Raw genomic sequence first — 25,498 nt, 5'->3', positions numbered from 1 at the left:
TGCTAGGAAAAGCAATATCTTTTATGCAAAAGGATCGTTTGGCTTATGCAGAGAACATTTTTCAAGGCTTTGCTGCTTATCACCGTTTTGGCTGGAATGTCATCCGCTGCTCTGGGCGCCATAACGCCGCAGTTGCAGCAATTACTTGCAGAAGCGGATAACAACCCGGCGCTTACAAAAAGGTTTGCGGAGATAGATGTCTACCAAAACAAGGTGGTTCAAGCGGGAGCATTGAGCGATCCAGTGATGTCTTTGTCGGTCTTGAATTTCCCGATCGAGGATGGATCGGATGACGATCACAGGGTTTTCTACGAGCTAAGAATCTCACAAATGTTTCCGTTCTGGGGAAAACTGGACGCGCGGGCAAAAGCTGCGGCCAGAAAGGCCCAGTGGTATTCCGGAGCGTTTGAGGATGTTCGTTTGCAGGTACGTGGGCAGGTGAAAGACGCTTGGTTCCGTTTACTTTTTCAACAGCAGGCTATCGAACTGACCAAGCGTAATCTCAAACTCATTGATGATTTTATCCGGTTGACAGAAACCCGTTACGAGGTTGGCACGGGGCTGCAGCAGAATGTTTTGAAGGCGCACCTGCAACGGTCTAAACAGCTGGATAAGTTACTCGAGTTTGAACAGTTGAAAGAAGCGACTAGCGCAGAGCTGAACAGTCTTGCCGGGAGAGCTTCGCACCAAAGCCTAGAACCCGACGGTCGTCTTGTTAAGTCGAATCTGGATCTAAGCCTGGTTGAGTTGCAGCAGAATGTTGACTCCAGACGACCAATGTTCACTGCCTACGAGGCTTTGATTGAAGCGTTTGAGACAAATAGAACCTTGGCAAAACTTGATGACTGGCCTGACTTCACCCTGTTTGCTGCCTATCGTTATGAGCCGGAAGAGGATGATGCTGGCGTAGTTGGTATCAGTTTCAACCTGCCTGTACGCCGGGAACGTCGAGCCGCTGCAAAAGCTGAAGCTGATTCTGCACTGCGTCAAGTTATCCAGGAGCGCAATGATTTCGGCATAAAGGTTGATTTAGCAATTCATCGCGCCCTGACTCGTTATCAACAAAGCGGGAAACTGGCCGAACTTTATCAGAGTGGGATTATCCCACAGGCAGATCAGACCTTTCAGGCAACTCTCAGTGCTTACCAGGTCGATAAAGTCGATTTTCTCGATCTGCTCGATTCACTGATGACTCTCTACAGTTACCAGATCGATCACATCAAAGCGATCAGTGACCAGCAGCGTAGCTTGGCAGCGATTGAGGCCGCAGCAGGTTTGGAGATTGATCTGCTGCCGGTTTACCTGAATTCCGAAGAAGGATAGATGATGCGTACTCTATGGAAAATTTCTCTGGCCAGTCTCTCTGTATTGGTGCTGGCACTTGGGGTTCTGCTCAGCACCGATTTAAGCTTTCGGAACGTGCCGATTCAAGGAACGGAGCTGGTTCACGCTGAAGATGACCATGACCATGCGGCAGGAACCAAGTGGACCTGTGGCATGCACCCGATGATCATCGTTGATGAGCCGGGGCTGTGCCCGATCTGCCACATGGACCTGACACCGATGAAGGAAGAAACCGGTGGCAGCGCGGCTGCTACGGGAGAGCGTAAGGTCAAGTTCTGGCAGGATCCGAATGACCCGACCTATATCAGCGACGAGCCTGGCCAGTCGCCGCTGGGGATAGCGTTGATTCCAGTATACGAGGATGAGGCGACTGGAGGGACTTTAATCAGTATCGATCCGACGACGATTCAGAATATGGGCGTGCGCACCGTCGGGGTGATGCGGGGTGATCTTTCCCGCTCGATCCGCACCGTCGGTCTGGTCAGTTACGAAGAGCCGAAGCAGTACGTGGTCAACGCCAAGATTGCTGGCTGGGTAGAAAAACTCTACATTGCCGAAACTGGGCAGCAAGTGAAAAAAGGGCAGAAGCTGCTCGAAATTTACAGCCCCGAACTGGTCACAGCCCAGCAGGAACTGTTGCTGGCGCGCGATAATTACAACTCGCTTAAAGACAGTACCTTCCCGCAGATCTCCGAGAGCGCCAGACGACTGCTTGAATCCTCACGTAAGCGGCTGCAGCTGTGGGATGTCAGCAAGTGGCAGATTGAGCAGCTGGAGAAGATGGGTCAGGTAAGAAAAACAGTGACCCTGTTCGCTCCCTACGATGGCGTGGTGACCATGAAAATGGTCAACGAAGGGATGTATGTTACTCCCGGCATGAGTCTGCTTGATCTGGCCGATCTGTCGCGCGTTTGGGTGATGGCCGATATCTATGAATATCAACTGCCCTGGATCAAAGTGGGGCAACCAGTGCGGGTCGAGCTACCTTATGTCAAAGGCCGCACCCTGAACGCTCATGTCAGTTACATCTATCCTTTTGTTGATCCGAAGACCCGCACGGTTAAAGCTCGCATCGAGTTTGATAATACCGATTTTGAATTACGCCCCGATATGTACGTGACCGTTTATCTCGCTGGCGAGCAGAAGCAGGATGCACTGATTGTTCCACAGGAGGCGATTCTTCACTCCGGGGAAAAACAGACGGTGTTCGTTGCGTTGGTCGCAGGCCGGTTTGAACCGCGCCTGGTAAAGACCGGTCTGCAGGGCGAAGACGGTCATATAGAAATTATTCAAGGCCTGTTTGAGGGGGAGCAGGTGGTAACCAGTGCGCAGTTTATGCTCGATTCAGAGAGCAAATTGCGCGAAGCGATCCAGAAGATGATGAAGCCGGCTCGAGCCGAATCGCCGCAAAGAAATACCGAAGATGAACTCGACGATTTATTCGCCGATGATGCAGGCGCAGAAAGTCTGGAAGAGCTGTTCAATTAATCGGTCGACAGGATAAATTCCATGCTGGAAAAAATCATAGAGTGGTCGATCCGCAATAAATTCATGGTCGTGCTGCTGACCGCGTTTCTGCTGGTTGGTGGCATCTATGCCCTGAAAAATACGCCACTCGACGCCATCCCCGATCTTTCCGACGTGCAGGTGATCGTTTTTACCGAGTACGCAGGGCAGGCGCCGCAGGTCGTCGAGGACCAAGTGACTTATCCGCTGACCACCCAGATGCTGGCGGTGCCGCAGGCGAAAACGGTGCGTGGTTTCTCCTTTTTCGGTCTCTCCTTTGTCTACATCATTTTCGAGGATGGCACCGATCTCTACTGGGCCCGATCACGGGTGCTGGAATACCTGAACTACGCTTCCGGCAAGTTGCCGAAGGGAGTGACACCGAGCCTCGGTCCGGACGCCACCGGGGTTGGCTGGATTTACGAGTATGTCCTGGAGAGCGATCGTCATGATTTGCAGGAGCTGCGCTCTATTCAGGATTGGTTCCTGCGCTACGAGCTGACTGCGGTCGACGGTGTCTCCGAAGTGGCGAGTATCGGCGGTTACGTCAAACAGTACCAGGTTGAAGTCGATCCACAGCGCCTGCTTGCCTACCACCTGACCATTCCGCAGATCCGCATGGCGATCCAGCGCAGTAACAATGATGTTGGCGGCCGCCTGGTCGAGATGGCGGAGACCGAGTTCATGGTCCGTGGTCTCGGCTATATTCAATCGCCCGATGACCTGGAACAGGTCGTGGTCGGCACCGATCAGCGTGGTACACCGATCCTGCTGCGCGATCTGGCGCGGGTGACTATCGGCCCGGAACTGCGCCGCGGTGGAGCCGAGTTGGACGGTGCTGGCGAAGCGGTCGGTGGTATCGTGGTCATGCGTTTCGGAGAAAATGCCCTGCAAACGATCGAGAATGTCAAAGGGAAGCTGCTGCAGCTGCAGTCTGGCTTGCCGGAAGGGGTGAAGATCGTCCCGGTCTACGATCGCAGCGGCCTGATCGAACGGGCGGTCGATACCCTCAAACACAAACTGCTCGAAGAGAGTATTGTCGTTGCGGTGGTGACCGCGCTCTTCCTGTTCCATCTGCCGAGCGCCTTCGTCGCTATCTTTACCCTGCCGGTGGCGATCCTGATTGCGTTCCTGATTATGTACGCTCAGGGGATCAACGCCAACATCATGAGTCTCGGAGGCATTGCTATTGCCATCGGCGCCATGATCGACGCGGCGATCATCATGATCGAGAATGCCCACAAGCATCTGGAGCGAGATCAGGGTAAAAAGCCTCACTGGCAGATCATCCTCGATTCTTCGAAAGAGGTCGGCCCGACCCTGTTCTTCTCTCTGCTGGTGATTACCGTTTCCTTTGTGCCGGTGTTTGCCCTGCAGGAACAGTCTGGGCGTCTGTTCAAACCGCTCGCTTACACCAAAACCTACTCGATGGGTGCTGCTGCCTTACTGTCGATCACCATCGTGCCGGTACTGATGGGCTGGTTTATTCGTGGCAAGATCAAGCCGGAACATGCCAACCCGATTAACCGGCTGCTGATCCGCATCTATCATCCGGTCGTCGACTTTGTCCTCAACTGGCGCAAGTTGACCCTGCTGGTAGCATTGCTACTGATCTGCTCGATCTGGTATCCACTTTCGAAAATGGGCAGTGAGTTTATGCCACCGCTCTACGAGGGCGACCTGCTTTACATGCCGACCACCATGCCGGGCATTTCAGTGACCAAGGCGAAGGAGTTGCTGCAGCAGACTGACCGGATTATCGCCCGTTTCCCGGAAGTGGAGCGCACCTTCGGTAAGGTTGGCCGGGCAGAAACCGCGACTGACCCGGCACCGCTGTCGATGTTGGAGACCACTATCATGTTGAAGCCGGAATCGGAGTGGCGCAAGGTGCAGGCCGCACGCTTTTATTCCGATTGGGACGAGTCGCTTGAATTGATCAAAAAGCCGCTGCGACTGATTTGGCCCGAGGAACAGCCGATTTCGATCGACAAATTGATCGCGGAATTGGACAAGTCTATCCAGTTCCCGGGCCTAACCAATGCCTGGACCATGCCGATCAAAACTCGTATTGACATGCTCTCGACCGGCATCAAGACCCCGGTGGGAATCAAAATTATGGGCCCGGACCTGCAGATTTTGAGCGATTTGGGCGAGCAGATCGAGGCGCTAGTCCGTGATCTGCCCGGCACCCTGACCGCGTTTTCCGAGCGGGTGGTCGGCGGCAATTACCTCGACTATAGGATTGACCGCGCAGAAGCGGCACGCTACGGCCTGACCGTAGCTGACGTGCAGGAGAGCATCCAGGCGGCGATCGGTGGCATGAACGTGACCCAGACGATCGAAGGTCTGGAGCGTTATCCGGTCAATATCCGCTACCAGCGTGACTACCGCAATGACCTGACCGCGCTTGGGCAGGTGCTAGTGCCGCTGAAGGATGGTAAGCATGTACCGATCTCCCAGCTTGCTGAAATCGAGATTAAAAAAGGCCCGCCGGGGATCAAAAGCGAGAACGCTCGCCGGACCGCCTGGGTCTATGTTGACCTGCGTGGTATCGACGTTGGCACCTATGTCAAGTGGGCGCAGGAACTGGTCGGCGAGCAGATCAAACTGCCGCCCGGTTACAGCATCGTCTGGAGCGGCCAGTTCGAATACATGGAGTCGGCGAAAAAGCGCTTCATGGTGATCATCCCCCTGACCGTGCTGATCATCTTCGTCATCATCTACGCCAGCACCAAGTCGATGATCAAAACATCTATTGTCTTCCTCGCGGTACCTTTCTCGTTGGTCGGCGCTTTTTGGTTCCTCTGGTTGCTCGATTACAACATGTCGGTTGCTGTCTGGGTCGGGGTGATCGCCCTGGCCGGACTAGATGCTGAAACCGGGGTGGTTATGCTGCTCTACCTCGATTTGGCGCACAAGTTGTGGGGTGACAACGGTCGGATGAACAACCTTGGCGATTTGAAACAGGCGATCCATCACGGTGCGGTCAAGCGGATACGACCGAAAATCATGACCATCGCCGTGATTATCGCCGGTTTGCTGCCGATCATGTGGAGTCACGGCGCAGGAGCCGACGTGATGAAGCGGATCGCCGCGCCGATGGTTGGCGGGGTGGTCACTTCGGGGATCATGGAGTTGATGGTTTACCCGGTGATCTTCTATCTCTGGCGTGGAAAAAAATTGCAAAAGGATTTACAGCCGACCAGTACGGTCGAGTTGCTTGAACACTAATAAAGAAAGGGGATCAGTTATCCTCAAAACAAAGTGAAAAGGAGAAAGAAGATGAAGAAACAGATTCTGGTACTGGTGATGGTTTTTCTGATGTTCCCGCTGGCAGCAATTGCTATGCAGCATGGCGAGAGTCATGGAGGCATGTCGATGGGTGGCAGCATGATCATGTTGCAGGACATTGAAGTCGATGGTGTGATGGCTTCCGGCCACATGTTGGATACTCGTGAAAAAATGGCTGCCCTTGGCATGAAGGAGACCCATCACTTTATGGTCGGTTTTATGAACACCGAGGGTGAAGGGTTGAGCGATGGAGTGGTGGCATTGAAAATTCAGGCCCCGGATGGATCGGTTGGTGGTCCGATTCGCCTGATGGCGATGAATGGTGCATTCGGCAGTGATGTCACTCTGGATCAGAAAGGGATGTATAAGTTTACGATCGGCAGCAAGTTGGCAGATGGGAAAAAAAGATCGTTCGAGATGTCCTACCACAGTAAATAATAAATATGTGATTGAGCAACAAGACAGCCTGTGCCGAAATCGGCACAGGCTGAAAAGGAGCGGCTTCTTTGTTGTCAGTTGGCACTAAGGAGTCGAAGTCAACTGCTGCAGTTTTGCCAGACAGGCGGCAACCATTACGCCGACACCTGCATTGAAAACGGTCATCGCCTCATAGGAAAAAACATAATAGTTTCCGCTCAGGCGAGCAAATCCGGCCACGACGCAAAGCAGCAGGCCAACTCCGCCCAGGATGTTTCCAGCGATTGCTAATATCTTACCCATGCGACCTCCCTGGTGATTAGACGATTCAGTGTCATAAAGAAAAATACCTCTTACGCTGAAAGCATAGCAGCTGTTAGCCGACCTGTCTCAGGTGGAGATTGTTTTGAACGTGGCGAGGCTGGGTGTGGGAGGAAGAAAGAAGAAAGGGGACAGGCAAGGATGCCTGTCCCCGGTTCGGTTAACGCAGGTTGTAGAATACGTCTTTGCCGTTGAAGACAGCGGTATCGTCCAGCTCGTCCTCGATGCGCAGCAGTTGGTTGTACTTGCAGACGCGATCGGTTCGGCAGAGGGAGCCGGTCTTGATCTGACCACAGTTGGTGGCGACGGCCAGGTCGGCGATGGTGGTGTCTTCGGTCTCACCGGAGCGGTGGGAGGCGACTGCGGTGTAACCGGCGCGCTTGGCCATCTCGATCGCTTCCAGAGTCTCGGTCAGGGTGCCGATCTGGTTGACCTTGATCAGGATCGAGTTGGCGATGCCTTTCTCGATGCCTTCCTTCAAAATTTTGGTGTTGGTGACAAACAGGTCATCGCCGACGATCTGGATCTTCTTGCCGAGTTTTTCGGTCATCAGCTTCCAGCCATCCCAGTCATTCTCAGCCAGACCGTCTTCGATGGAGATGATCGGGTACTTGGAGACCAGCCCTTCGTAGAACTCGACCATGTCGGCAGCGCTCTTCTTCGGCTGGGCTTCGTTTTCCAGAATGTAGGTGCCGTTCTTGTACAGCTCAGAAGCGGCAACATCAAGGGCCAGAACCACTTCTTCGCCCGGCTTGTAACCGGCAGCCTTGATCGCTTCCATGATCACTTCCAGAGCTTCTTCATTGCTCTTCAGGTCAGGAGCGAACCCGCCTTCATCACCGACAGCGGTGTTGTAGCCTTTGTCCTTGAGGACTTTTTTCAGGGCGTGGAAGATCTCGGCGCCCATGCGCAACGCTTCTTTGAAACTGTCGGCACCGGCCGGCATGATCATGAATTCCTGAATGTCGACGTTGTTGTCGGCATGCTCGCCACCGTTGAGGATGTTCATCATCGGCAGCGGTAATTCTTTGGCGTTGGAACCACCGATGTACTGGTAGAGCGGCAGTCCGGCATCTTCAGCAGCGGCTTTGGCACAGGCCATGGATACACCGAGCAGGGCGTTGGCGCCAAGCTTCGATTTAAAATCGGTGCCGTCCAGAGCGAGCAGCTTTTTATCGATACCGATCTGGTCGGAGGCTTCCCAGCCAATCAGTTCGGCAGCAATCACTTCGTTGACGTGGGAGACAGCTTTGAGCACACCTTTACCGAGGTAACGCGCCTTGTCGCCGTCGCGCAGTTCCAACGCTTCACGCTCACCGGTCGAAGCACCACTCGGCACTGCCGCACGTCCAATAACGCCGGTTTCCAGCGCGACTTCCACTTCAACGGTCGGGTTGCCGCGCGAGTCGAGAATCTCGCGGGCGTAGATGTCAATAATTTCGCTCATGTTCCACCCCTTGCTAAGTCATGGTTTAAAGGTTATCGTCCTGACGTGTACGCCGGGACGGATAGGTTGAAAAATCAGGGATTAGTTATAGCACAGGCACCGGCGATTTAAAGCCGTTTTTTCCTTTATTTCCGAATACATTTTTGAATGCGAAAACCTGAACTGAACATCATTGTTCCCCTGCTGAATGAGCGATCTGAAATCGCTTCGTTTCTTACCAATATGGTCGAACAGCAGGATGTTGATTATGAACTCATCTTTGTTGATGGAGGTTCAACGGATGGCAGCCTGGAATATCTGCAGCAGGCCGTTTTTCCAGGCCGGGTTTTCTCTTCAGAAGTCGGTCGTGCGCGGCAGATGAATGCCGGAGTGCAACAGGCGGAGGCGGAGTGGTTGCTGTTTCTGCATATTGACAGCCGCTTTTCCGATCCCCGGGCATTACGTAGAGCACTCGATATGTTGCAGCAACCCGGCAGCATCAATCTGGCAGGGCACTTTGCTCTAAAATTCCGGAGACGTGAAAAAACTCCTTCGCATGCTTATTATTTTTACGAGTGGAAAGCCCGTCTTGGCCGCCCGGAGACGATTCACGGTGATCAGGGCTTTCTGCTGCGCAAAGAGCTGTTTTTTAGGTTAAACGGTTTTTCTGAAGATATGACGGTGATGGAAGATACCGACTTCGCTGAGCGCTTGCGTGAAGTTGGACAGTGGCAGCTGCTGCCTGCTGAAATCAGTACCTCTGCGCGGCGTTTTGAGACCGAAGGGTTATGGCAGCGACAACTCCTCGGTGCCTTGATCATGTGCTTCCGGGATGTTGGCTGGCAACAGTTTTTTGTTGAGGCTGCTGGTGTTTACCGGCAGCAGAACAAGGCCGATCAGCTGCAAATCAGGCCTTTTTTCGCTCTGGTTCGGCAGTTGTTGAAGGCTTTGCCGGTAAAAGAACGTTTTCTGCTCTGGTGGCGTTGTGGCGGTTATGTGCGAAGGCATGCCTGGCAGTTGTTTTTTGCTGTTGATGCAATGCGAGCGTTTTATCTAAAATTTCCGCCCGGACAGGGATCATTGAGAGTGACCAACTGTTTCGAGCCTCTCTGGAATTTGTTGAGTGATAATCTTTTCGGTCGGCTAGTTGCAACATTTGCATTGCGGTGCTGGTTTGAAATCGTAGATTTGTGGCTTCGGGTAAGGGAAGCGATTACTCGCTGATGCTGTTCTGCTTGGTGAAGATGTAGCGTAGGTTTGGTTCTCTGCAGACAAAGAGCGTACCATTTGGTATCAGCACAAAAGCCCTTCAGCCTGCGGGATATTTTCATGAAGGCCTGCCTTTCCTTTGTCGAGACTCAGCGAAGAGATCAGTTCTCTCTTACTGGGACGTTCTTCAATGCGTCGCGATTCGTCGCTGAGCAGCAGCAGATTGTCTGATGTCTCTAGGTATTGCAACGCCTACCTGCAAAGATGAGAATGATGTAAGTAGAACGCAAGCAGATGTTTAGCGTAAAGAGAAGGGGATATGCACGTCTGTGAGGCAGTCGGCTTATATTAAATTTTGTCCTGCAGTCGGCGACTGTGTCTCTTGACATTTTCTCCAAGCATGGAAATGACTTCAGTGGCTGCTTGAATGATGGCTTCGTCGTTAAAACCGATATTGTTCATTTCTCGATAAAAAGCTTTGCCAATTGTGCGGGCCATTTTGCTGGGGTTTCGGGCCGTTTCGCTTATCGAATTCCCTACAGTGGCGCGGGCTTCTTGGATAAGGGCTTGCTGAGTAAAGCGAGACTTGAGAATGTTCTGTAGCTGAACTACTTGAATCGATTTGCCCACTACGAGAGCGGTAGAAGACAGTAAATATAGATCTTTTTCGTTATAAATACGATGATCTTTAGGGGTGTTGACATTGATTACGCCTAAAACTTTTTGCCCAATAAAAATTGGTGCCGATAAAAAGCCCTTGTTGTTTCGGTCTGGCCAGCGAGCTTTGCTGGCGTAGGGAGATTTTTCAATATTGCTGACTAGAACGGCTTCCCCTGTCGCGGCTACATGTCCGGCAATTCCCTCTTTATGTCGTGCTATTTCTGTAAAAGCCACCGGAGGAAGATAGCCGTGACTGGCAAAAATTTTCATGATTGGATCGTTCGAATCATCTTCTTTAAAAAGCATGATAGAACAATTTTCAGAGTTTAGAATGTTAGCTGCCATTGCAGCCAGCTGTCCCAGATTTTGATCAAGGTCAGTTTTTTGTTCGAGGAAAGTGGCCAATCCCATGAGTTTAACAAAAGAGATTCCCTGAGCTTCCATATATATTCCTCACTTGAATTCAGCTGTCTAATTGCCAATAAAAAAACACGATAATTAATTGTAGCAAATCAAGATGGGAAATCAATTATTTGAATACAGCCTACAGGCGAATTTTTTTGTGTGCAAAAGCATTTCTGATCTAATTGTAAACTGTATTCTAAAAGTTAGATTGTCTTGCTGAGTTGGCTATTGCGATCGTCCTGATAAGGGGAAATTTATTGTTTCTTTCTCGATTAGTAAAACCTTAGAATAGATACTTCCGGAATTGATATGCTTTCATAAAGATAGAGTTTTTAATTGTTTATGTCGCTTGTTAGATGACAATCAAATGTCAGGAGCTGACTTGTATAGAATCAGTAATCTGTGGTAAATAAGCATCTTTGATTGTAAAAAGTTAAAGCTTTTCTAAGGAGATGAGATTAAGTGAACGATTTCAAGGTGAAAGATTTAGCGCTGGCCGAATGGGGCCGTAAAGAGATTATTCTGGCGCAAGAAGAAATGCCGGGCCTGATGGCGCTGCGCGAAGAATATGACGGCCAGAAGCCGCTTGAGGGAGCTCGCATTTCCGGTTCACTGCATATGACCATTCAGACCGCGGTTCTGATTGAAACCCTGGTTGAACTCGGAGCTGATGTGCGCTGGTGCTCCTGCAATATTTTCTCGACCCAGGATCATGCCGCTGCAGCGGTTGCGGTTGGTCCGAACGGGACCCCGGACAATCCGCAGGGTGTCCCGGTCTACGCCTGGAAGGGCGAAACTCTGGAAGAATACTGGTGGTGTACCGAGCAGATGCTGACTTGGCCGAACGGCGAGTATCCCAATATGATTCTTGATGATGGCGGCGATGCGACCCTGTACGTGCTCAAAGGGGACGAGTGGTCGAAAGATGCTGTGCCGAATGTCTCCGAGGATGATCCGGAAGACTGGCGCGAGTTGGTCGCCCAGTTGGAGAAGTCGATCATCGCCGATGCGCAGAAGTGGATCAAGACTGCCGCTTCGATCAAGGGTGTCACCGAAGAAACCACCACCGGTGTGCATCGTCTCTACCAGATGGAAGAAGAGGGCAGCCTGCTGTTCCCGGCAATGAACGTCAACGATGCTGTCACTAAGAGCAAGTTCGACAACGTCTACGGCTGCCGTCACTCGCTGGTTGACGGTATCATGCGTGCGACCGATGTCATGCTCTCCGGTAAAGTGGCCGTGGTCTGCGGGTATGGCGATGTCGGCAAGGGCTGCTGCCAGTCGCTGCGCGGACAGGGCGCACGGGTTATCGTCACCGAAATCGACCCGATCTGCGCGCTGCAGGCGTTGATGGAAGGCTATGAAGTGAAGCGGGTTGAGGATGTTCTTGATTATGCTGATCTCTATATCACCACAACCGGCAACAAGGACGTCATCACCTTCGAACATATGAAGCAGATGAAGAACAACGCTATTGTCGGCAACATCGGTCACTTTGATAACGAAATCGAAATGGCGGCGATGGAAAAAGCCGGCACGGTCAAGCGGATGAACATCAAGCCGCAGGTCGACCGCTGGGAATTCGAGGATGGTCACGGCGTTATCGTGCTGGCGGAGGGTCGTCTGCTCAACCTTGGCTGTGCGACCGGCCATCCGAGTTTCGTTATGTCGAACTCTTTTACCAACCAGGTGATGGCGCAGATCGAGCTGTTCCAGAATGGAGACAGCTACGAGAACAAGGTCTACGTTTTGCCGAAACAGCTAGATGAGAAGGTTGCTCGCCTGCATCTCGATAAACTGGGCGCAAAGCTGACGGTGCTGACCGAAGAGCAGTCGAAGTACCTCGGCGTGCCGGTCGATGGCCCGTACAAGCCGGATACCTATCGTTACTAAAACGGGTTGCTTAAAAAATTACAGAAGAAAAAATCCCGAAATCCCGGTCGAATTCGACCGGGATTTTTTTGTCTTCTTTATTCTTTAACACTGAGCAGCATCCAAACGCCAACCATCAGGAAAATGATGTTTGGCGCCCAAGCCGAGAGGATGGGGGGCAGGGCGCCGGAATAACCGAAAGCGGTGACCAGCGATTGCAGGATGAAGTAGACGACACCGATACTCAGGCTTAAACCGATCCCCAGTGCAATATTGCTGTTGCGGCCACGTTGCAGCGCGAAAGGGACGCCGAGAAAAGCCATGATCAGACAAGTAAAGGGCGCTGCCAGCCTGCTGTGCATCTCGACGCGATGGTGGGTCGAGTCAATCCCCTCGCTGTCCAGTTTTCCCACTGTCTGCCAGAGTTCACGGAAGGTCAGGCTGTTGTTCTGTTGCGCCTGGCGGGTGAAATCATTCGGCTCGCGGTTGATGTCGACCTGTTGGTTTTTTAACTCTGCTACTTTTTTCAGGTCACCGTATGCCGTGTCGAATTGCCATTCGGTCAGAAATGGGGTCGACCATCGTCCATCCCTGTATTCCAACTTCTGGATTTCCTGTCGCTGGACGATTTTTGGACTGTCATCCATGATGAAAATCGTGACGCCGTGCAGGTTGTTGTTGACCGGATCAGCGACCCGAATGTTTATAATCCGGTTTTTATCCCGGTACCAGAGCTCATTCCTTTTCAGGCTGAGCTGCTTTCCTTTCAGTTTTATTTCTTTCAGATCGTTCAGCATCTTGGTGTTAAACGGAACGACAAACTCGTTTAGCGCCATCTGAAAAATCGACAGGCAGAGGGCAAGCATCATGAGTGGACGAACGATGCGCCACAAACTGACCCCGCAGGCGCGCATCGCCGTAACCTCGTTGGTGCGGCCAAGAGTGCCGAGAGTCAGGACAACGCTCATCAGGATTGCCAGCGGAAGAATCTGTACAAAGATAAAGGGGATACTGTTGAACAGATAAGAAAAGTAATCTGTCGCGACTGCTTTGTGATCGATGAAGTCACTGACATTTTCGAAGAAATCGATCAGCAGGTAGATGCCGACAAAGGCCGCACCACTGAGCGATAAAATGCGGAGAAAATGGGCCAGGAGGAAGCGGTTCAGGATTTTCATGATCTTCCACCCGGTTTTCTTTTGAACTTGGCAAGAATGCGGCTCGGCCAGCTTAAGAACACCATCTGCCGCTCAACTGCTGTGCAGTGCAGAAAGTAACTGCCGCCAATCAGGAAAAAGACGTTGGGGAACCAGAGTGCGATGACCGGTGGAATGAACCCCCTGCTTGCCAGTGTTGTGTTGATCGACAGCAGCAGGTAATAAACCAGGGAGATCGCCAGCGCCATGGCGAAGCCGGCGCCTTTGCCGGAGCGAGTCGATTGCAGACCGAGGGGAACGCCGACCAGAGCAAGAACCAGTGGGGCAAAAGCAACTGAGAGGCGCTCATGTTTTTCCACAGAAAGCTTCAGTCTGGATTTTGCGTTTTCATTTTCTTTGTAAGCTTCGTTCAGTTGCGACCAGGACATGGAACTTCTCCTGACACGAGGCTGTTCGCCCGTTTCATTGTTGGTCGCGAGGTTGATGTCGTAGCTGGTAAAGCCTATGGTCTGGTAGGTGAGTTTTTTTTCGCCGTTCGGGCTGCGATGAATGGTGCCATTGTTCAGGCGCAGGGTCAGGGTGTAATTGTTCGGATCAGGAATGAAACGCCCCTGACGGGCAACGATGGTCGTTGGTGTCTCACCCTCTCGCTCATCGGAAATAAAAACCCCCCGCATGATGCCGTCACGGTCATTCATTTCGCGTGTGTAAAGCACCAGCCCGTCAAAATCGTCATTGAAAATCCCTGGGCGGATGCCAACGCTTGCCTGGCTGGAAGCGATCTGGAACAGTTTGGCGCTGAATGCTCTTTTTCCTGCCGGCTTGGCACTGATGGTCAGCCAGCCGGTCAGCAAAGAAAAACAGACTGCCATGACAATGACCGGTTTCAATAGCATGTAAAGGCTGACCCCGGACGCTTTCAGCGCGATGAATTCACTATCGGCAGAGAGACGACCAAAAGCCAGCAGGATTCCGAGGAGAAATGAAAGGGGGACGGTGATACTGAAAAAGTTAGGCAGCATGTAGGCGAACAGCTGAACAATATCGAAAAGTGGCACCCCTTTGTTGATGACCAGTTCGGTCAGACGGGGGATGCGCCCCATCAGGATTACGAAGGTAAAGATGAACAGGCTCAGCAGGGCGGGGGTGCTGATCTCTTTGATGATATAGCGGTGGATACGTAAAATAGACATGGCGGCGTATATTAGTACAGGCGTATGCCTGTGTAAATAAAGTAGACCGCTTCAGCCAAGGAAAAAAAGAAAAATTCCCTTGCCTGGGTTGCGCTACGATGTTATAGACGTGCAGTTATTCATCACACACGCTTCAGGATCTGATCAGGGTGGTTCTCGACGAACACCAGAGACCTGACGGAAATGAATGGGGCGGAGGATTAAAACCAGAACAAGGAGTAAGAAAATGGCACAAATTACCATGAAACAACTGCTCGAAGCTGGCGTTCACTTCGGTCACCAGACCAAGCGCTGGAACCCGAAAATGAAGCCTTACATCTTCGGCGCACGTAACGGTATCTACATCGTTGACCTGCAGAAGACCGTTCGCTACTTCAAGACCGCTTACCAGTTCATTCAGGACACCGTCGCCAGTGGCGAAAAGGTTCTGTTTGTCGGCACCAAAAAGCAGGCTCAGGACTCCATCATGGAAGAGTCGCTGCGTGCTGAGCAGTACTATGTCAACAATCGTTGGCTCGGCGGCATGCTGACTAACTTCACCACCATCAAGCAGAGCATCGATCGCCTGAAGAAGATCGAGGGCATGGCCGCTGATGGCACCATCGAGCAGTACACCAAGAAGGAAGCACTGCAGCTGGAGCGTGAGCGCGAGAAGCTGGAGAAAAACCTTGGTGGTATCAAGAATATGGCTAAGCTGCCTGCAGCTGTTTTCATCATCGACCCGAACAAGGAAGCAATCGCCGTCAAGGAAGCCAACAAGCTTGGTATCCCGGTTGTTGCTGTTGTCGATACCAACTGTGACCCGGACAACATCGACTACATCATCCCGGGTAATGATGACGCCATCCGTGCTATCCGCCTGTTTGCCAGCAAGATGGCAGAAGCCTGCGTTGAAGGTAACCAGCTGCGCAAAGATAAGAAACAGGTAGAGACTGAAGGCAAGGACGAGCCGGTTGTTGAGGCTGCTCCTGCCAAGGCCGAAGAGGCTGCCGCTCCTGCTGAGGAAGCACCGGCTGCCGAGTAATCGCCTGATCAGAAACACAATTTAATGCATAGGCCGGCGGCCGGGCTTCGGTCCGGCCGTTGCTTTAACGACGAAAATATTTTACGGGCGAAAGCCCGCAACAAATCTATGGAGGAAACCGTGAGTATTACTGCTTCGATGGTATCGGAACTGCGCAAAAAGACCGGCGCCGGCATGATGGACTGCAAGAAGGCCCTGACCGAAACCGGTGGCAACATGGAAGAGGCTGTCGATTTTCTACGGAAGAAAGGTCTTTCCGCTGCTGCCAAGAAGTCTGGTCGCGTGGCTGCTGAAGGTATGGTTGTTGCTGTTGCTGAAGGCACTGTGGGTGCCCTGGTTGAAGTTAACGCCGAGACCGACTTTGTCGCTAAAAATGACGCTTTTAAATCTTTTGCTGCCGGTGTTGGTCAGGTTGTCCTGGGTGCCGACGTCGCTGACGTTGAATCACTCAAAGCTGTCGCTTATCCCGAGACCGGCCGTAACGTTGGTGAAGAGCTGACACATCAAATTGCCACCATCGGCGAGAACATGGACATCCGTCGCTTCGCGCGCGTCGATGCCGGCAAAGGTGCTGTTGTCGATTACATTCACGGTGCAGGCAAGATCGGTGTTCTGGTTGAGCTGCAGACTGAGTCGACAGATGTTAAGGTTGTCGAGCTGGGCAAGCAGATCGCTATGCACGTTGCTGCTGCGGCACCGCAGTACCTGAAGCGTGATGACGTTCCTGCCGATGTCGTCGAGAAGGAAAAAGAAATCATGCGCGTCAAGGCGATCGACAGCGGCAAGCCGGAAAACATTGTTGAAAAGATCATCACCGGTCAGATCAACAAGTACTTCGGTGAAGTCTGCCTGATCGAGCAAGCCTTCGTTATCGACCCTGATCAGAAGGTTGGCAAAGTTGTAGAAGCTCTGGCTAAAGAGCTGGGCACCGAGATTGTCCTGAACAGCTACGTTCGCTACCAGCTTGGCGAGGGTATCGAAAAGAAGGAAGACGACTTCGCAGCGGAAGTCGCTGCGATGAGCAAGTAAATAAATAACAGCCGGAACCCTGTTGCAGGGATCCGGCTTTTTCACTGCAGGAGCTGTTGTGGCGATTGAGTATCGACGAATCCTACTGAAATTAAGTGGCGAAGCCCTCGCCGGTGATCAGGGTTACGGTATCGACCCGCAAGTAATTACCGGAATTGCCTCCGAGATCAAGGAAGTTGTCGAGCTGGGGGTTCAGGTTGCTCTGGTGATCGGTGGCGGAAATATCTTCCGCGGCTTGGCGGCCTCCTCCAAAGGGATGGATCGCGCCAGTGCAGATTACATGGGAATGCTGGCGACCTGCATGAACAGTCTTGCGATGCAGGATGCGCTGGAAAAGCAGGGGGTTGACACCCGGGTGCAGTCTGCGATCGAAATGCAGCAGATTGCTGAGCCTTACATCCGTCGTCGCGCCGTTCGCCATCTGGAAAAAGGACGGGTGGTCATTTTCAGTGCTGGTACCGGCAACCCCTATTTTACCACTGATACTGCCGCCAGCCTGCGGGCAATGGAAATTAACGCAGAAGTTATTCTCAAAGCGACCAAGGTCGATGGTGTTTATACTGCAGATCCGATGAAGGACAGCGATGCTGTCAAGTTGCCGACCCTGACCTACCTCGAAGTTCTGCAGAAGGGTTTACAGGTGATGGATGCAACCGCAACTTCGCTCTGCATGGATAACAATCTACCTATGGTTATTTTCGATCTGACTCAGCGCGGCAACATCCGCAAGGTTGTGCAGGGCGATCAGATCGGTACAATTGTCAAAGGAGGTGACACAGAATGATTGATGAAGTCATGAGTGAAGCCCGCACAGCCATGGATAAGGCTGTCAAGGCATTGAAAAAAGAGATGACCAAGGTGCGTACAGGTCGGGCAACCACCACTCTGCTGGACGATGTCCGGGTTGATTACTACGGTGTGCCGACCCCGCTGAATCAGGTAGCGACTCTTTCCGCGCCTGAGCCGCGTCTTATTACTGTTCAGCCTTGGGAAAAGAACCTGATCCCTGAAATCGAAAAAGCGCTCTTCAAGGCTGACCTCGGTTTGACTCCATCTTCTGACGGTCAATTGATTCGTCTGCCGGTTCCGGCTCTGACTGAGGAACGGCGTAAAGAGATGGTCAAGATTATCAAACGCATGGGTGAAGAAGCGAAGATTTCGGTTCGTAACGCACGCCGCGATGCCAACGAAACGCTGAAGATGCTGGAGAAGGAAAAAGAGATCACCGAGGACGATCTGAAGCGTTCGGAGAAAGATGTCCAGCAGCTGACAGATGATTTTGTCGGCACTATTGATTCGGTAGTGGAAAACAAAGAATCGGAAGTAATGGAGATCTGATTCTTTAAGAAATTACTTTAGGAGAGTTCCCTATGGCTTTGAAAATTAACGAAGATTGTATCGCTTGTGGAACATGTGTCGATACTTGCCCGCTTGGTGCCATCGTTGAATCTGGTGAGATTTACACCATTACCGATGAGTGTACTGAGTGTCGTGCCTGTGTTGACAGCTGTCCGGTTGATGCGATCGTCGACTAAAAAGGCTATAATTTACACGTCTGAGAAAAGGGTGTCCTGGAGGCACCCTTTTTTTGTAGGTCGTCTTTTCCAATCTTGCCGTTATCGCTGCAGTCATGTTATTTTTACGCCTTATGTTTGGGGGGTAGGGCAGAAGTAAATGTCAAATCAGGTTATGCAGAAAAACAAGGCGCCGTTGCAGCATCTGGCCATCATCATGGATGGTAACGGCCGCTGGGCAAAAAAACAGGGGTTGCCGCGCGTTGCCGGTCATCATCAGGGGGTACAGACCGTTCTCAATGTGGTGGATGAATGTGCTTCCCTTGGTATCCGTTATCTCAGCCTGTTTGCGTTCAGTTCGGAAAACTGGGGGCGCCCGCAACAGGAAGTAGATGCACTGATGGAACTGCTGCTTCAGTTTCTTGATTCGCAGCGGCAGAAGATGCTTGATAATGGTATCCGCCTGCAAGTGATCGGCGATCGGAACCGGTTGTCCGATTCGGTCTGCGAGGCTCTTCAAAGAGCAGAAGCGGAAACCTCTGGTGGAACGACTCTGACCCTGATTCTTGCTCTGTCGTACGGAGGTCGCGATGAAATTTTACGGGCGGCTAAAAAAATGGCAGAAGGAGCACTGGCCGGAACGATCGAGCTGGATAGTTTCGATAACAGGAAGTTTTCAACTCTGCTCGATACCGGAGATATCCCCGAACCTGACTTGCTGATCCGCACCAGTGGAGAGAAGCGGATCAGTAATTTCCTGCTCTGGCAGGCGGCTTATGCTGAATTTTATTTTACTGATGTCCTCTGGCCTGACTTTGATGCCGATGAGCTGCACAAGGCTTTGGAGGATTACCGGCCCCGCAAGCGTCGTTTCGGTTTGATTGACGATCAACTGGAGCCGACTTCTGCTCAATCGCCGGAAGGAGAGAGTCATTAAACAGCGTATATTGACAGCAGCGGTGGCTTTGCCGCTGCTGATACTATTGGTTGTTTTTGCCAATCCGTTGATCTTTACCCTTTTCCTTACTGTTGTTCTGCTACTGGCCTTACTCGAGTTCAACCGCATGGGGCTGGCAGAAGACCATCTTTTAGAGCAACGTTTTGCAGCTGTTGCCGGTGCGGCGGCTTTGCCGTTGCTACATTTTCAGCAGATAGCGTTGTTGTTTCCGCTGTACTCGTTCATCTTACTGTTGCTCGGAAGCTTTTTTCTTTTCCGTCTCCCCGATATTTCTGCTGTACCAAACAAGCTCGGCTGGCTTTGTCTCGGACTGGTTTACTTACCGTTTCTGCTGGGGCAGCTTGTGCTTCTGCGTCCCCTGCAGGATGGCAGGGGCTGGATTTTCTTGGCTCTTCTGGTCGTGATGGCCTGTGATACCTTCGCTTATTTTGTTGGCAGTAAGATAGGGAAAAGAAAGCTTTACCCTGCGGTCAGCCCGAATAAAAGTATCGAAGGCGGCATCGGCGGACTGGTCGGTTCGGTCCTGGCTGTGTTTATTGCTGGAGCAACCTTTTTGCCTCAGATCGGCTGGATTGACGGCTTGTTGATTGGTCTCCTGCTGGGGTGCGTGGGGCAACTCGGTGATCTTTTCGAGTCCCTGCTGAAGCGTGCTTGCAATGTTAAGGATTCCGGGACTATCATCCCCGGCCACGGAGGCATTCTCGATCGTCTCGATAGCTTGTTGTTTGCTTTCCCCATAGTTTATCTTCTGGCCAAGTATTGTTATGGCTGCTGAAACAGACACCTCGATGAAAAACCTGACTATCCTTGGTTCTACCGGTTCTATTGGCGTCAATACTCTGGAGATTGTTGCGGAATTCCCTGAACAGTACCGGGTTATTGCGCTGTCGGCGGGTAAAAATATCGACCTGCTGCAAAAACAGATTGAACAGTTCCGCCCAGAGGTGGTCACTGTCGCCTCAGCACGTAGTGCAGAAGAACTTTCTGTTCGTTTAGCCGGCTCCTCGGTTCGCATTCTTCACGGAATTGAGGGGCTGATAGAATGTGCGACTCATCCTGATGTAGAAATGGTCGTTGCCGCGATCGTTGGCGCGGCCGGTTTGGTGCCAACCATGGCTGCGGTTAAGGCAGGCAAGGATATCGCCCTGGCCAACAAGGAAACATTGGTCGCAGCCGGCTCATTGGTTATGGATGAGGTCAGAAGGCAGAGGGTCAGGATGATCCCTGTCGACAGTGAACATTCGGCGATTTTTCAATCGCTATCCGGCCAACGCAGCCAAGATGTTCGTCGTTTGATATTGACGGCGTCCGGCGGCCCTTTCCGCAAGCATGGCCTACAGCAGCTCGAATCGGTAACACCGGCAGATGCCCTGGCTCACCCAAACTGGGATATGGGACGCAAGATTTCGATCGATTCGGCGACGATGATGAACAAGGGGCTGGAAGTGATCGAAGCCCATTGGTTATTCGATGTGCCTGCCGATCGGATCGATGTCCATATCCACCCGGAAAGCATTGTTCATTCGCTGGTCGAATATCGTGATGGCGCGGTGATTGCGCAGCTCGGTATCCCCGATATGAAAACACCGATCGCCTATGCGCTGGCTTGGCCACAGCGGTTGCCACTGAAACAGGAACCGCTCGACCTGACGACCGCTGGTCGTTTGCAATTCGAGCCGCCGGATCACGAACGCTTCCCCTGTCTGCGTCTAGCCTACGAAGCTTTAAAGGTCGGCGATAGTTTGCCTGCCGTGATGAACGCTGCCAACGAGGTTGCCGTCGATAGTTTTCTTGCCGGGAAAATCGGCTTTCTAGGGATCCCTCGTTTAATTGAGAGGGTGATGGGAAATCATCAGCGCGAAGAGTTGACAACGCTCGACAAAGTGCTGCAGGCTGATAGGTGGGGTCGTCGAGAGGCGAGAAGCTTGATAGATGGAGGTCTCAAATGACAACCGTAATTGCCGGGATCCTGATGCTTGGGGTGCTGGTTTTTGTTCACGAGCTTGGCCATTTTGCAGTTGCCAAGTGGTGTAACGTAAAAGTTTTGCGTTTTTCCCTCGGGTTCGGGCCGAAGCTGGTTTCCAAACAGTGGGGGGAAACCGAATACCTGATCTGTGCCATCCCTCTGGGGGGATATGTGCAGATGCTGGGAGAAGGAAGCGGTGAGCATGGTGAAGAGGCCGAACTGACACCGGAAGAGCGAAGGCGCTCTTTTGCTGACCAGAAGGTCTCACGGCGGCTGGCGATTGTTTCTGCTGGCCCGCTGATGAATTTAATTCTGCCATTTCTGATCCTGCCGATTTCTTTCATGTCCGGCGTGCAGATGCCGACCTATCTCGAAGAGCCAGCCGTTATCGGTCATGTCATTGCCGAATCAGAGGCAGCGAAAAGCGGATTTATGGCTGGTGACCAGGTTCTTTCTGTCAACCAGCGGGCGGTCGAAAGCTGGAATCAAACCAACAAGGCATTTGTCAATTCAGCAGGTGATTTGCTCCGTTTTGAGGTAGAACGTGACGGCAAATTGCTGACGCTGGAAATCCCGGAGGAGAACAATAGCCTGGAAGGGATGCAGGCCCTCGGCCTGTTGCCAATGCAACAGGCTCGTGTTGGTGGGCTGGCCGATAATATGCCAGCGGAAAAAGCCGGTTTGCAAGTTGGTGACCTGATCCTGCAGATAGGCGATCAGAAAATTGCGACCTGGTACGATCTGAAAGTTGTCATTCAGCAGTATGGAGGCGCAACAGTTCCTCTGCAACTGGAACGTGCCGGCCAAACGATCTCTGTTGAACTGACCCCGGAACAGCGTGATGGTGAAGGTGATTTTCTTATCGGCATTGCTCCGATGCAGCAGACCGAGGTTAAACGCTACGGTTTTGTTGCCGCTTTTGAAGAGGGTGCAAAGCGGACCTGGGAGTTGATCGAGCTGACGGTCGTGTTTGTCCAGAAACTGTTCAGCGGTAGTGTCTCGGCGAAGAATATCGGTGGTCCGATCACCGTGGTTCAAGTCGCAGGTCAAGCTGCTCAGACCGATTTGGCAGCGATTTTGTCGGTGCTGGCTTTTATCTCGATCCAGCTTGGTATTCTCAACCTGTTGCCGATTCCTATCCTCGATGGTGGGCATATTCTGTTTAACCTGATCGAGCTGATCCTCCGGCGACCGGTTTCCATCCGCGTGCGTGAGATGGCTCAGCAGGTTGGCATCGCTATGCTGTTAATGTTGATGGTCCTCGCTTTTTACAACGATATTGTCAGGTTGTTGAGTTGATGGGGCAAATTGAAACCCCGAAAATTCTAGCTGTCGACACCTCTTCGATGACCGGCAGCGTTGCTCTCTGTGAAGGGGATAAGCTAGTCGCTGAGTCTCTGTTGAATGTGAGGGCAACCCACAGCGAAAAGCTGCTGCAACAGATTGATTTGCTGCTGCAGGAAGCAGGGTGGAAGTTGAATGATGTGGACCTGCTCGTCGCAGTGACCGGCCCTGGTTCATTTACTGGTCTGCGCATCGGTATTGCCACAGTCAAGGGGTTGGCGCAGGTGCTGAATAAACCGGTTGTTGGTGTTTCGTCTTTGCAGATGGTTGCGCTGAACGTGCCGGTTAACCCATTGCCGGTGTGTGTGTTCATCGATGCGCGTAAAAAGGAAGTTTACACCCAGCAGTTCGATGTGAGTCACGACTTTCCGGTTGCTTTGAATGCTGCACAGGTTTTGCCGCCGGAGCGGGTGCTGGAAGCATTGCCGCAACGGGTTGTGCTGGTAGGTGACGCTGTCCCGTTGTATCGTTCCTTGATTGAGGAGCAACAGGAAGACACCCTTTTGCTTGCCCCCGCAACGGCCCACCAGCCTCGGGCGTCTCAAGCGGCCTGGCTGGGATTGCAGAACTATCTGCGGGGCGAGGTTATAGGACCCGTAGAATTGCTGCCGACCTATATTCGCCCATCCGATGCGGAGTTAAGTAAAACGAAATAATTTTAAGTGATTCGCGGCGGTCTCGGCTGTTGACATTTGTGTTTCATTTTGATTAGCTATAAGCATGTTATTTCACAGCTCTCACCTTGACTAAGCGGAGGTCCCAATGGATATTGATCAGAATGTGCTGCAAACCCTTCTCGACAGTAACCCCCGTTTCCGCATGCTCTACGAAGAACACATCCTTTTCGAAAAACAATTGTCCGAATACGAAAAAAAAGGCTATCTCTCCCCGCAGGAAGAGCTGGAGAAAAATAAGGTTAAGAAGATGAAGCTGGCGGGCAAAGACGCAATGGAGAAAATCCTGCACACTGCTCGCGCCTGAGCGCCGTATCAGACCAGTTAATAAAAGAATTCATACAGCAAAGGGTTTAAGCAGTTCCGCTTAAACCCTTTGCTGTATTTTTGTTTATAGATTAAATAGTTTGACCATATCGAACTTTTATCCGGGGTGACCCCGATGACAGGTGAAAAATTATGAGCGAAAAACGTAGTGATGCCATCACCAAAGGTTTTGAAAGAACTCCCCACCGTGCTTTGCTCAAAAGCACCGGTGTCCCGAACGAAGAGATGAAGAAGCCCTTTATCGGTATCGCTTCCTCTTTTACCGACCTCATCCCCGGTCATACCGGAATGCGTGATCTGGAGCGCTTTATTGAAAAAGGTGTTCACACCGGTGGTGGTTATTCCTTTATTTTCGGTATTCCCGGTGTCTGTGATGGCATTGCCATGGGCCACAAGGGGATGCACTATTCGCTGCCGACCCGCGAATTGATCGCCGACATGGTGGAGTCGATTGCGGAAGCCCATCGTTTGGATGGTCTTGTGTTGTTGACTAACTGCGACAAGATTACTCCCGGCATGCTGATGGCGGCGGCACGGCTGGATATCCCCTGTATCGTTGTCACTGCCGGCCCGTCGCAGACCGGTTCCGGCCGGGAAGGCAAGCGCTTCTCTTTCGTGACCGATACGTTCGAAGCAATGGCCCAGTACAAGGCGGGTGTTATCGATGAAAAACAGCTGATGATGTGCGAGGACAACGCCTGTCCGACCGCCGGTTCCTGCCAGGGACTGTTCACTGCCAACACCATGGCGATTCTAACGGAAACCATGGGCATGAGCCTGCCGCGTTGCGGTACCGCTTCTTGCGTGTCTTCGCTGAAACGGCGCATCGCTTTTGCTTCTGGTGAGAAGGTCGTCGATCTGGTGCGCAATAATATTACTCCGCGCCAGATTTTGACTAAGGAAGCGTTTGAAAACGCCATCCGCGTAGACCTGGCTCTTGGCGGCTCCAGCAACACTGTCCTGCACCTGCTCTCTATCGCCCGCGAAGCCGGTGTCGATTTGCCGCTTGATGCTTTCGACGAGCTGGGCAAAACGACTCCTCAGCTGGCGTCGATGAATCCGGGTGGTGTTCATTTCATGGAAGATCTGGATGCTGCTGGTGGTGTGCCGGCGGTTCTTTACCAATTGCGCGATCGCATTAACGACAATCCGACTCTGCTCGGTGTCAATATCAAGCAGATTGTCGAGAGTGTCGAGTCTGTGGATGAAGAGGTTGTTCATCCGGTCAATGATCCGGTTCGTCCGGAAGGCGGGATTGCTATCCTCAAAGGCAACCTTGCACCGGAAGGAGCAGTGGTCAAGCAGTCAGGTGTGTCCGAAAAGATGATGACTTTCACCGGCAAGGCGCGCTGCTACGACTCGGAAGAAGCAGCGATGGAGGCTCTGATGGGTGGAGAAGTCGTCGCTGGCGATGTTGTCGTCATTCGCTACGAGGGTCCTAAGGGCGGCCCCGGTATGCGCGAAATGCTCGCACCGACCGCAACCTTGATGGGACTTGGCCTTGGCGACAGCGTTGCTTTGATTACCGACGGTCGTTTCTCCGGTGGAACCCGCGGCCCCTGCATCGGTCACATCTCCCCGGAAGCTGCTCAGGGCGGTCCGATTTCTTTGATCGAAGATGGTGATTCGATCAGCCTCGATATTCCGAATCGCAGCCTGAAAATCGATTTGTCGGACGATGTCCTGGCTGAGCGCGCTGGCAAATGGCAAGCGCCGGAGCCGAAGATCAAAACTGGTTGGCTGGCACGTTACGCCAAGGTTGTGACCCATGCGGGAACTGGTGCTGTGTGCAAGGCGGATTAAAATCAAACAAAGTTTCGAAACTATATTGATTTTTATATCTTCAGGGCGTTAAACTCCC

The 25,498-nt window shown here is 52.1% G+C and carries 24 protein-coding genes; 18 read left to right on the top strand and 6 right to left on the bottom strand.

The annotated features are described in order from the left end of the window. The first annotated feature begins 45 nt into the window (after positions 1-45). Genes BUB13_RS01395 through BUB13_RS01380 form a run of 4 tightly spaced genes read left to right on the top strand, consistent with a single transcriptional unit; the run spans position 46 to position 6,579 of the window. Complete coding sequence (locus BUB13_RS01395) at positions 46-1,323, top strand: TolC family protein (RefSeq protein WP_072904956.1); 1,278 nt, start codon at positions 46-48, stop codon at positions 1,321-1,323. A 3-nt stretch (positions 1,324-1,326) separates the two neighbouring features. Continuing rightward, positions 1,327-2,832 (top strand): efflux RND transporter periplasmic adaptor subunit, encoded by a 1,506-nt coding sequence (locus tag BUB13_RS01390; protein ID WP_084091690.1) that lies wholly within the window; start codon positions 1,327-1,329, stop codon positions 2,830-2,832. 21 nt (positions 2,833-2,853) lie between these two features. After that, on the top strand, positions 2,854-6,081 hold the full coding sequence (locus BUB13_RS01385) for an efflux RND transporter permease subunit (RefSeq protein WP_072904954.1): 3,228 nt from the start codon (positions 2,854-2,856) through the stop codon (positions 6,079-6,081). Positions 6,082-6,132: 51 nt separating this feature from the next. Continuing rightward, complete coding sequence (locus tag BUB13_RS01380; protein ID WP_072904953.1) at positions 6,133-6,579, top strand: hypothetical protein; 447 nt, start codon at positions 6,133-6,135, stop codon at positions 6,577-6,579. A gap of 84 nt (positions 6,580-6,663) precedes the next feature. Here the strand turns inward: BUB13_RS01380 and BUB13_RS01375 are convergent, their stop codons facing one another. Both BUB13_RS01375 and eno read right to left on the bottom strand, forming a co-directional pair. After that, the gene (locus BUB13_RS01375) at positions 6,664-6,861 is read right to left on the bottom strand and encodes a hypothetical protein (RefSeq protein ID WP_072904952.1); all 198 of its coding nucleotides are present in this window, start codon (positions 6,859-6,861) and stop codon (positions 6,664-6,666) included. A gap of 178 nt (positions 6,862-7,039) precedes the next feature. Then, positions 7,040-8,326: a phosphopyruvate hydratase gene (eno, locus tag BUB13_RS01370; RefSeq protein WP_072904951.1), complete on the bottom strand. Its 1,287-nt coding sequence runs from the start codon at positions 8,324-8,326 to the stop codon at positions 7,040-7,042. 147 nt (positions 8,327-8,473) lie between these two features. Here eno and BUB13_RS01365 point away from each other — a divergent pair, with 147 nt between their 5' ends. After that, complete coding sequence (locus tag BUB13_RS01365) at positions 8,474-9,529, top strand: TIGR04283 family arsenosugar biosynthesis glycosyltransferase (protein ID WP_072904950.1); 1,056 nt, start codon at positions 8,474-8,476, stop codon at positions 9,527-9,529. Positions 9,530-9,598: 69 nt separating this feature from the next. Here BUB13_RS01365 and BUB13_RS19455 read toward each other — a convergent pair whose 3' ends face one another. Further along, positions 9,599-9,763, bottom strand: a complete 165-nt coding sequence (locus BUB13_RS19455; RefSeq protein WP_084091650.1) for an SdiA-regulated domain-containing protein — start codon at positions 9,761-9,763, stop codon at positions 9,599-9,601. Positions 9,764-9,862: 99 nt separating this feature from the next. Continuing rightward, entirely contained in the window at positions 9,863-10,618 is a 756-nt protein-coding gene (locus tag BUB13_RS01355) for a GAF domain-containing protein (protein ID WP_072904949.1), read from the bottom strand. Between the two features lie 423 nt (positions 10,619-11,041). On the opposite strand from BUB13_RS01355, the gene ahcY reads away from it, so the two are divergent. Continuing rightward, a complete protein-coding gene (gene ahcY / locus BUB13_RS01350) occupies positions 11,042-12,472 on the top strand; it encodes an adenosylhomocysteinase (protein ID WP_072904948.1) in 1,431 nt (476 codons plus the stop codon). A 77-nt stretch (positions 12,473-12,549) separates the two neighbouring features. Here the strand turns inward: ahcY and lptG are convergent, their stop codons facing one another. After that, positions 12,550-13,629, bottom strand: a complete 1,080-nt coding sequence (gene lptG, locus BUB13_RS01345) for an LPS export ABC transporter permease LptG (protein WP_072904947.1) — start codon at positions 13,627-13,629, stop codon at positions 12,550-12,552. Then, positions 13,626-14,801, bottom strand: coding sequence for an LPS export ABC transporter permease LptF (lptF, locus tag BUB13_RS01340; RefSeq protein WP_072904946.1), 1,176 nt, complete (start codon positions 14,799-14,801; stop codon positions 13,626-13,628). Before lptF ends, lptG begins: the two co-directional genes overlap by 4 nt. A 226-nt stretch (positions 14,802-15,027) precedes the next feature. Here lptF and rpsB point away from each other — a divergent pair, with 226 nt between their 5' ends. The 12 genes from rpsB to ilvD all read left to right on the top strand — a co-directional run bounded on the left by rpsB (position 15,028) and on the right by ilvD (position 25,440). Next, positions 15,028-15,825 (top strand): 30S ribosomal protein S2, encoded by a 798-nt coding sequence (rpsB, locus tag BUB13_RS01335; protein WP_072904945.1) that lies wholly within the window; start codon positions 15,028-15,030, stop codon positions 15,823-15,825. 120 nt (positions 15,826-15,945) lie between these two features. Further along, positions 15,946-16,854, top strand: a complete 909-nt coding sequence (gene tsf / locus BUB13_RS01330; RefSeq protein WP_072904944.1) for a translation elongation factor Ts — start codon at positions 15,946-15,948, stop codon at positions 16,852-16,854. A gap of 58 nt (positions 16,855-16,912) precedes the next feature. Further along, the gene (pyrH, locus tag BUB13_RS01325; RefSeq protein WP_072904943.1) at positions 16,913-17,638 is read left to right on the top strand and encodes a UMP kinase; all 726 of its coding nucleotides are present in this window, start codon (positions 16,913-16,915) and stop codon (positions 17,636-17,638) included. Next, entirely contained in the window at positions 17,635-18,192 is a 558-nt protein-coding gene (frr, locus tag BUB13_RS01320) for a ribosome recycling factor (RefSeq protein ID WP_072904942.1), read from the top strand. Before pyrH ends, frr begins: the two co-directional genes overlap by 4 nt. Before the next feature lie 32 nt (positions 18,193-18,224). Beyond that, on the top strand, positions 18,225-18,389 hold the full coding sequence (locus tag BUB13_RS01315; RefSeq protein WP_072904941.1) for a DUF362 domain-containing protein: 165 nt from the start codon (positions 18,225-18,227) through the stop codon (positions 18,387-18,389). Between the two features lie 139 nt (positions 18,390-18,528). Further along, on the top strand, positions 18,529-19,305 hold the full coding sequence (locus BUB13_RS01310) for an isoprenyl transferase (protein WP_084091646.1): 777 nt from the start codon (positions 18,529-18,531) through the stop codon (positions 19,303-19,305). Beyond that, positions 19,250-20,101: a phosphatidate cytidylyltransferase gene (locus BUB13_RS01305; protein WP_341860467.1), complete on the top strand. Its 852-nt coding sequence runs from the start codon at positions 19,250-19,252 to the stop codon at positions 20,099-20,101. The genes BUB13_RS01310 and BUB13_RS01305 overlap by 56 nt, the downstream gene beginning before the upstream one ends. 13 nt (positions 20,102-20,114) lie before the next feature. Then, a complete protein-coding gene (locus tag BUB13_RS01300) occupies positions 20,115-21,275 on the top strand; it encodes a 1-deoxy-D-xylulose-5-phosphate reductoisomerase (RefSeq protein ID WP_072905329.1) in 1,161 nt (386 codons plus the stop codon). After that, positions 21,272-22,591 carry an RIP metalloprotease RseP gene (gene rseP, locus BUB13_RS01295; protein WP_072904940.1) on the top strand — a complete coding sequence of 440 codons (1,320 nt, stop codon included), beginning with the start codon at positions 21,272-21,274 and terminating at the stop codon, positions 22,589-22,591. Before BUB13_RS01300 ends, rseP begins: the two co-directional genes overlap by 4 nt. Then, a complete protein-coding gene (tsaB, locus tag BUB13_RS01290) occupies positions 22,591-23,292 on the top strand; it encodes a tRNA (adenosine(37)-N6)-threonylcarbamoyltransferase complex dimerization subunit type 1 TsaB (RefSeq protein WP_072904939.1) in 702 nt (233 codons plus the stop codon). The genes rseP and tsaB overlap by 1 nt, the downstream gene beginning before the upstream one ends. Before the next feature lie 106 nt (positions 23,293-23,398). Then, complete coding sequence (locus tag BUB13_RS01285; RefSeq protein WP_072904938.1) at positions 23,399-23,617, top strand: DUF465 domain-containing protein; 219 nt, start codon at positions 23,399-23,401, stop codon at positions 23,615-23,617. 152 nt (positions 23,618-23,769) lie between these two features. Beyond that, the gene (ilvD, locus tag BUB13_RS01280) at positions 23,770-25,440 is read left to right on the top strand and encodes a dihydroxy-acid dehydratase (RefSeq protein ID WP_072904937.1); all 1,671 of its coding nucleotides are present in this window, start codon (positions 23,770-23,772) and stop codon (positions 25,438-25,440) included. Positions 25,441-25,498: the final 58 nt, after the last annotated feature.

The sequence above is a fragment of the Malonomonas rubra DSM 5091 genome (assembly GCF_900142125.1).
Taxonomy (GTDB): Bacteria; Desulfobacterota; Desulfuromonadia; order Desulfuromonadales; family Geopsychrobacteraceae; genus Malonomonas; species Malonomonas rubra.
This window is presented reverse-complemented; position numbering and strand designations above follow the sequence as displayed.

Excerpts from the sequence above, each read along its gene's own strand:
- BUB13_RS01365 (WP_072904950.1), top strand. The coding sequence starts at position 8,474 with ATGCGAAAACCTGAACTGAACATCATTGTTCCCCTGCTGAATGAGCGA.
- BUB13_RS01375 (WP_072904952.1), bottom strand. The coding sequence starts at position 6,861 with ATGGGTAAGATATTAGCAATCGCTGGAAACATCCTGGGCGGAGTTGGC.
- BUB13_RS01390 (WP_084091690.1), top strand. The coding sequence starts at position 1,327 with ATGCGTACTCTATGGAAAATTTCTCTGGCCAGTCTCTCTGTATTGGTG.
- BUB13_RS01395 (WP_072904956.1), top strand. The coding sequence starts at position 46 with ATGCAGAGAACATTTTTCAAGGCTTTGCTGCTTATCACCGTTTTGGCT.
- lptF (WP_072904946.1), bottom strand. The coding sequence starts at position 14,801 with ATGTCTATTTTACGTATCCACCGCTATATCATCAAAGAGATCAGCACC.
- rpsB (WP_072904945.1), top strand. The coding sequence starts at position 15,028 with ATGGCACAAATTACCATGAAACAACTGCTCGAAGCTGGCGTTCACTTC.
- BUB13_RS01285 (WP_072904938.1), top strand. The coding sequence starts at position 23,399 with ATGGATATTGATCAGAATGTGCTGCAAACCCTTCTCGACAGTAACCCC.
- tsaB (WP_072904939.1), top strand. The coding sequence starts at position 22,591 with ATGGGGCAAATTGAAACCCCGAAAATTCTAGCTGTCGACACCTCTTCG.
- frr (WP_072904942.1), top strand. The coding sequence starts at position 17,635 with ATGATTGATGAAGTCATGAGTGAAGCCCGCACAGCCATGGATAAGGCT.
- ilvD (WP_072904937.1), top strand. The coding sequence starts at position 23,770 with ATGAGCGAAAAACGTAGTGATGCCATCACCAAAGGTTTTGAAAGAACT.
- BUB13_RS01310 (WP_084091646.1), top strand. The coding sequence starts at position 18,529 with ATGTCAAATCAGGTTATGCAGAAAAACAAGGCGCCGTTGCAGCATCTG.
- rseP (WP_072904940.1), top strand. The coding sequence starts at position 21,272 with ATGACAACCGTAATTGCCGGGATCCTGATGCTTGGGGTGCTGGTTTTT.
- BUB13_RS01380 (WP_072904953.1), top strand. The coding sequence starts at position 6,133 with ATGAAGAAACAGATTCTGGTACTGGTGATGGTTTTTCTGATGTTCCCG.
- lptG (WP_072904947.1), bottom strand. The coding sequence starts at position 13,629 with ATGAAAATCCTGAACCGCTTCCTCCTGGCCCATTTTCTCCGCATTTTA.
- BUB13_RS01315 (WP_072904941.1), top strand. The coding sequence starts at position 18,225 with ATGGCTTTGAAAATTAACGAAGATTGTATCGCTTGTGGAACATGTGTC.
- BUB13_RS01355 (WP_072904949.1), bottom strand. The coding sequence starts at position 10,618 with ATGGAAGCTCAGGGAATCTCTTTTGTTAAACTCATGGGATTGGCCACT.
- eno (WP_072904951.1), bottom strand. The coding sequence starts at position 8,326 with ATGAGCGAAATTATTGACATCTACGCCCGCGAGATTCTCGACTCGCGC.
- BUB13_RS01300 (WP_072905329.1), top strand. The coding sequence starts at position 20,115 with ATGAAAAACCTGACTATCCTTGGTTCTACCGGTTCTATTGGCGTCAAT.
- BUB13_RS01385 (WP_072904954.1), top strand. The coding sequence starts at position 2,854 with ATGCTGGAAAAAATCATAGAGTGGTCGATCCGCAATAAATTCATGGTC.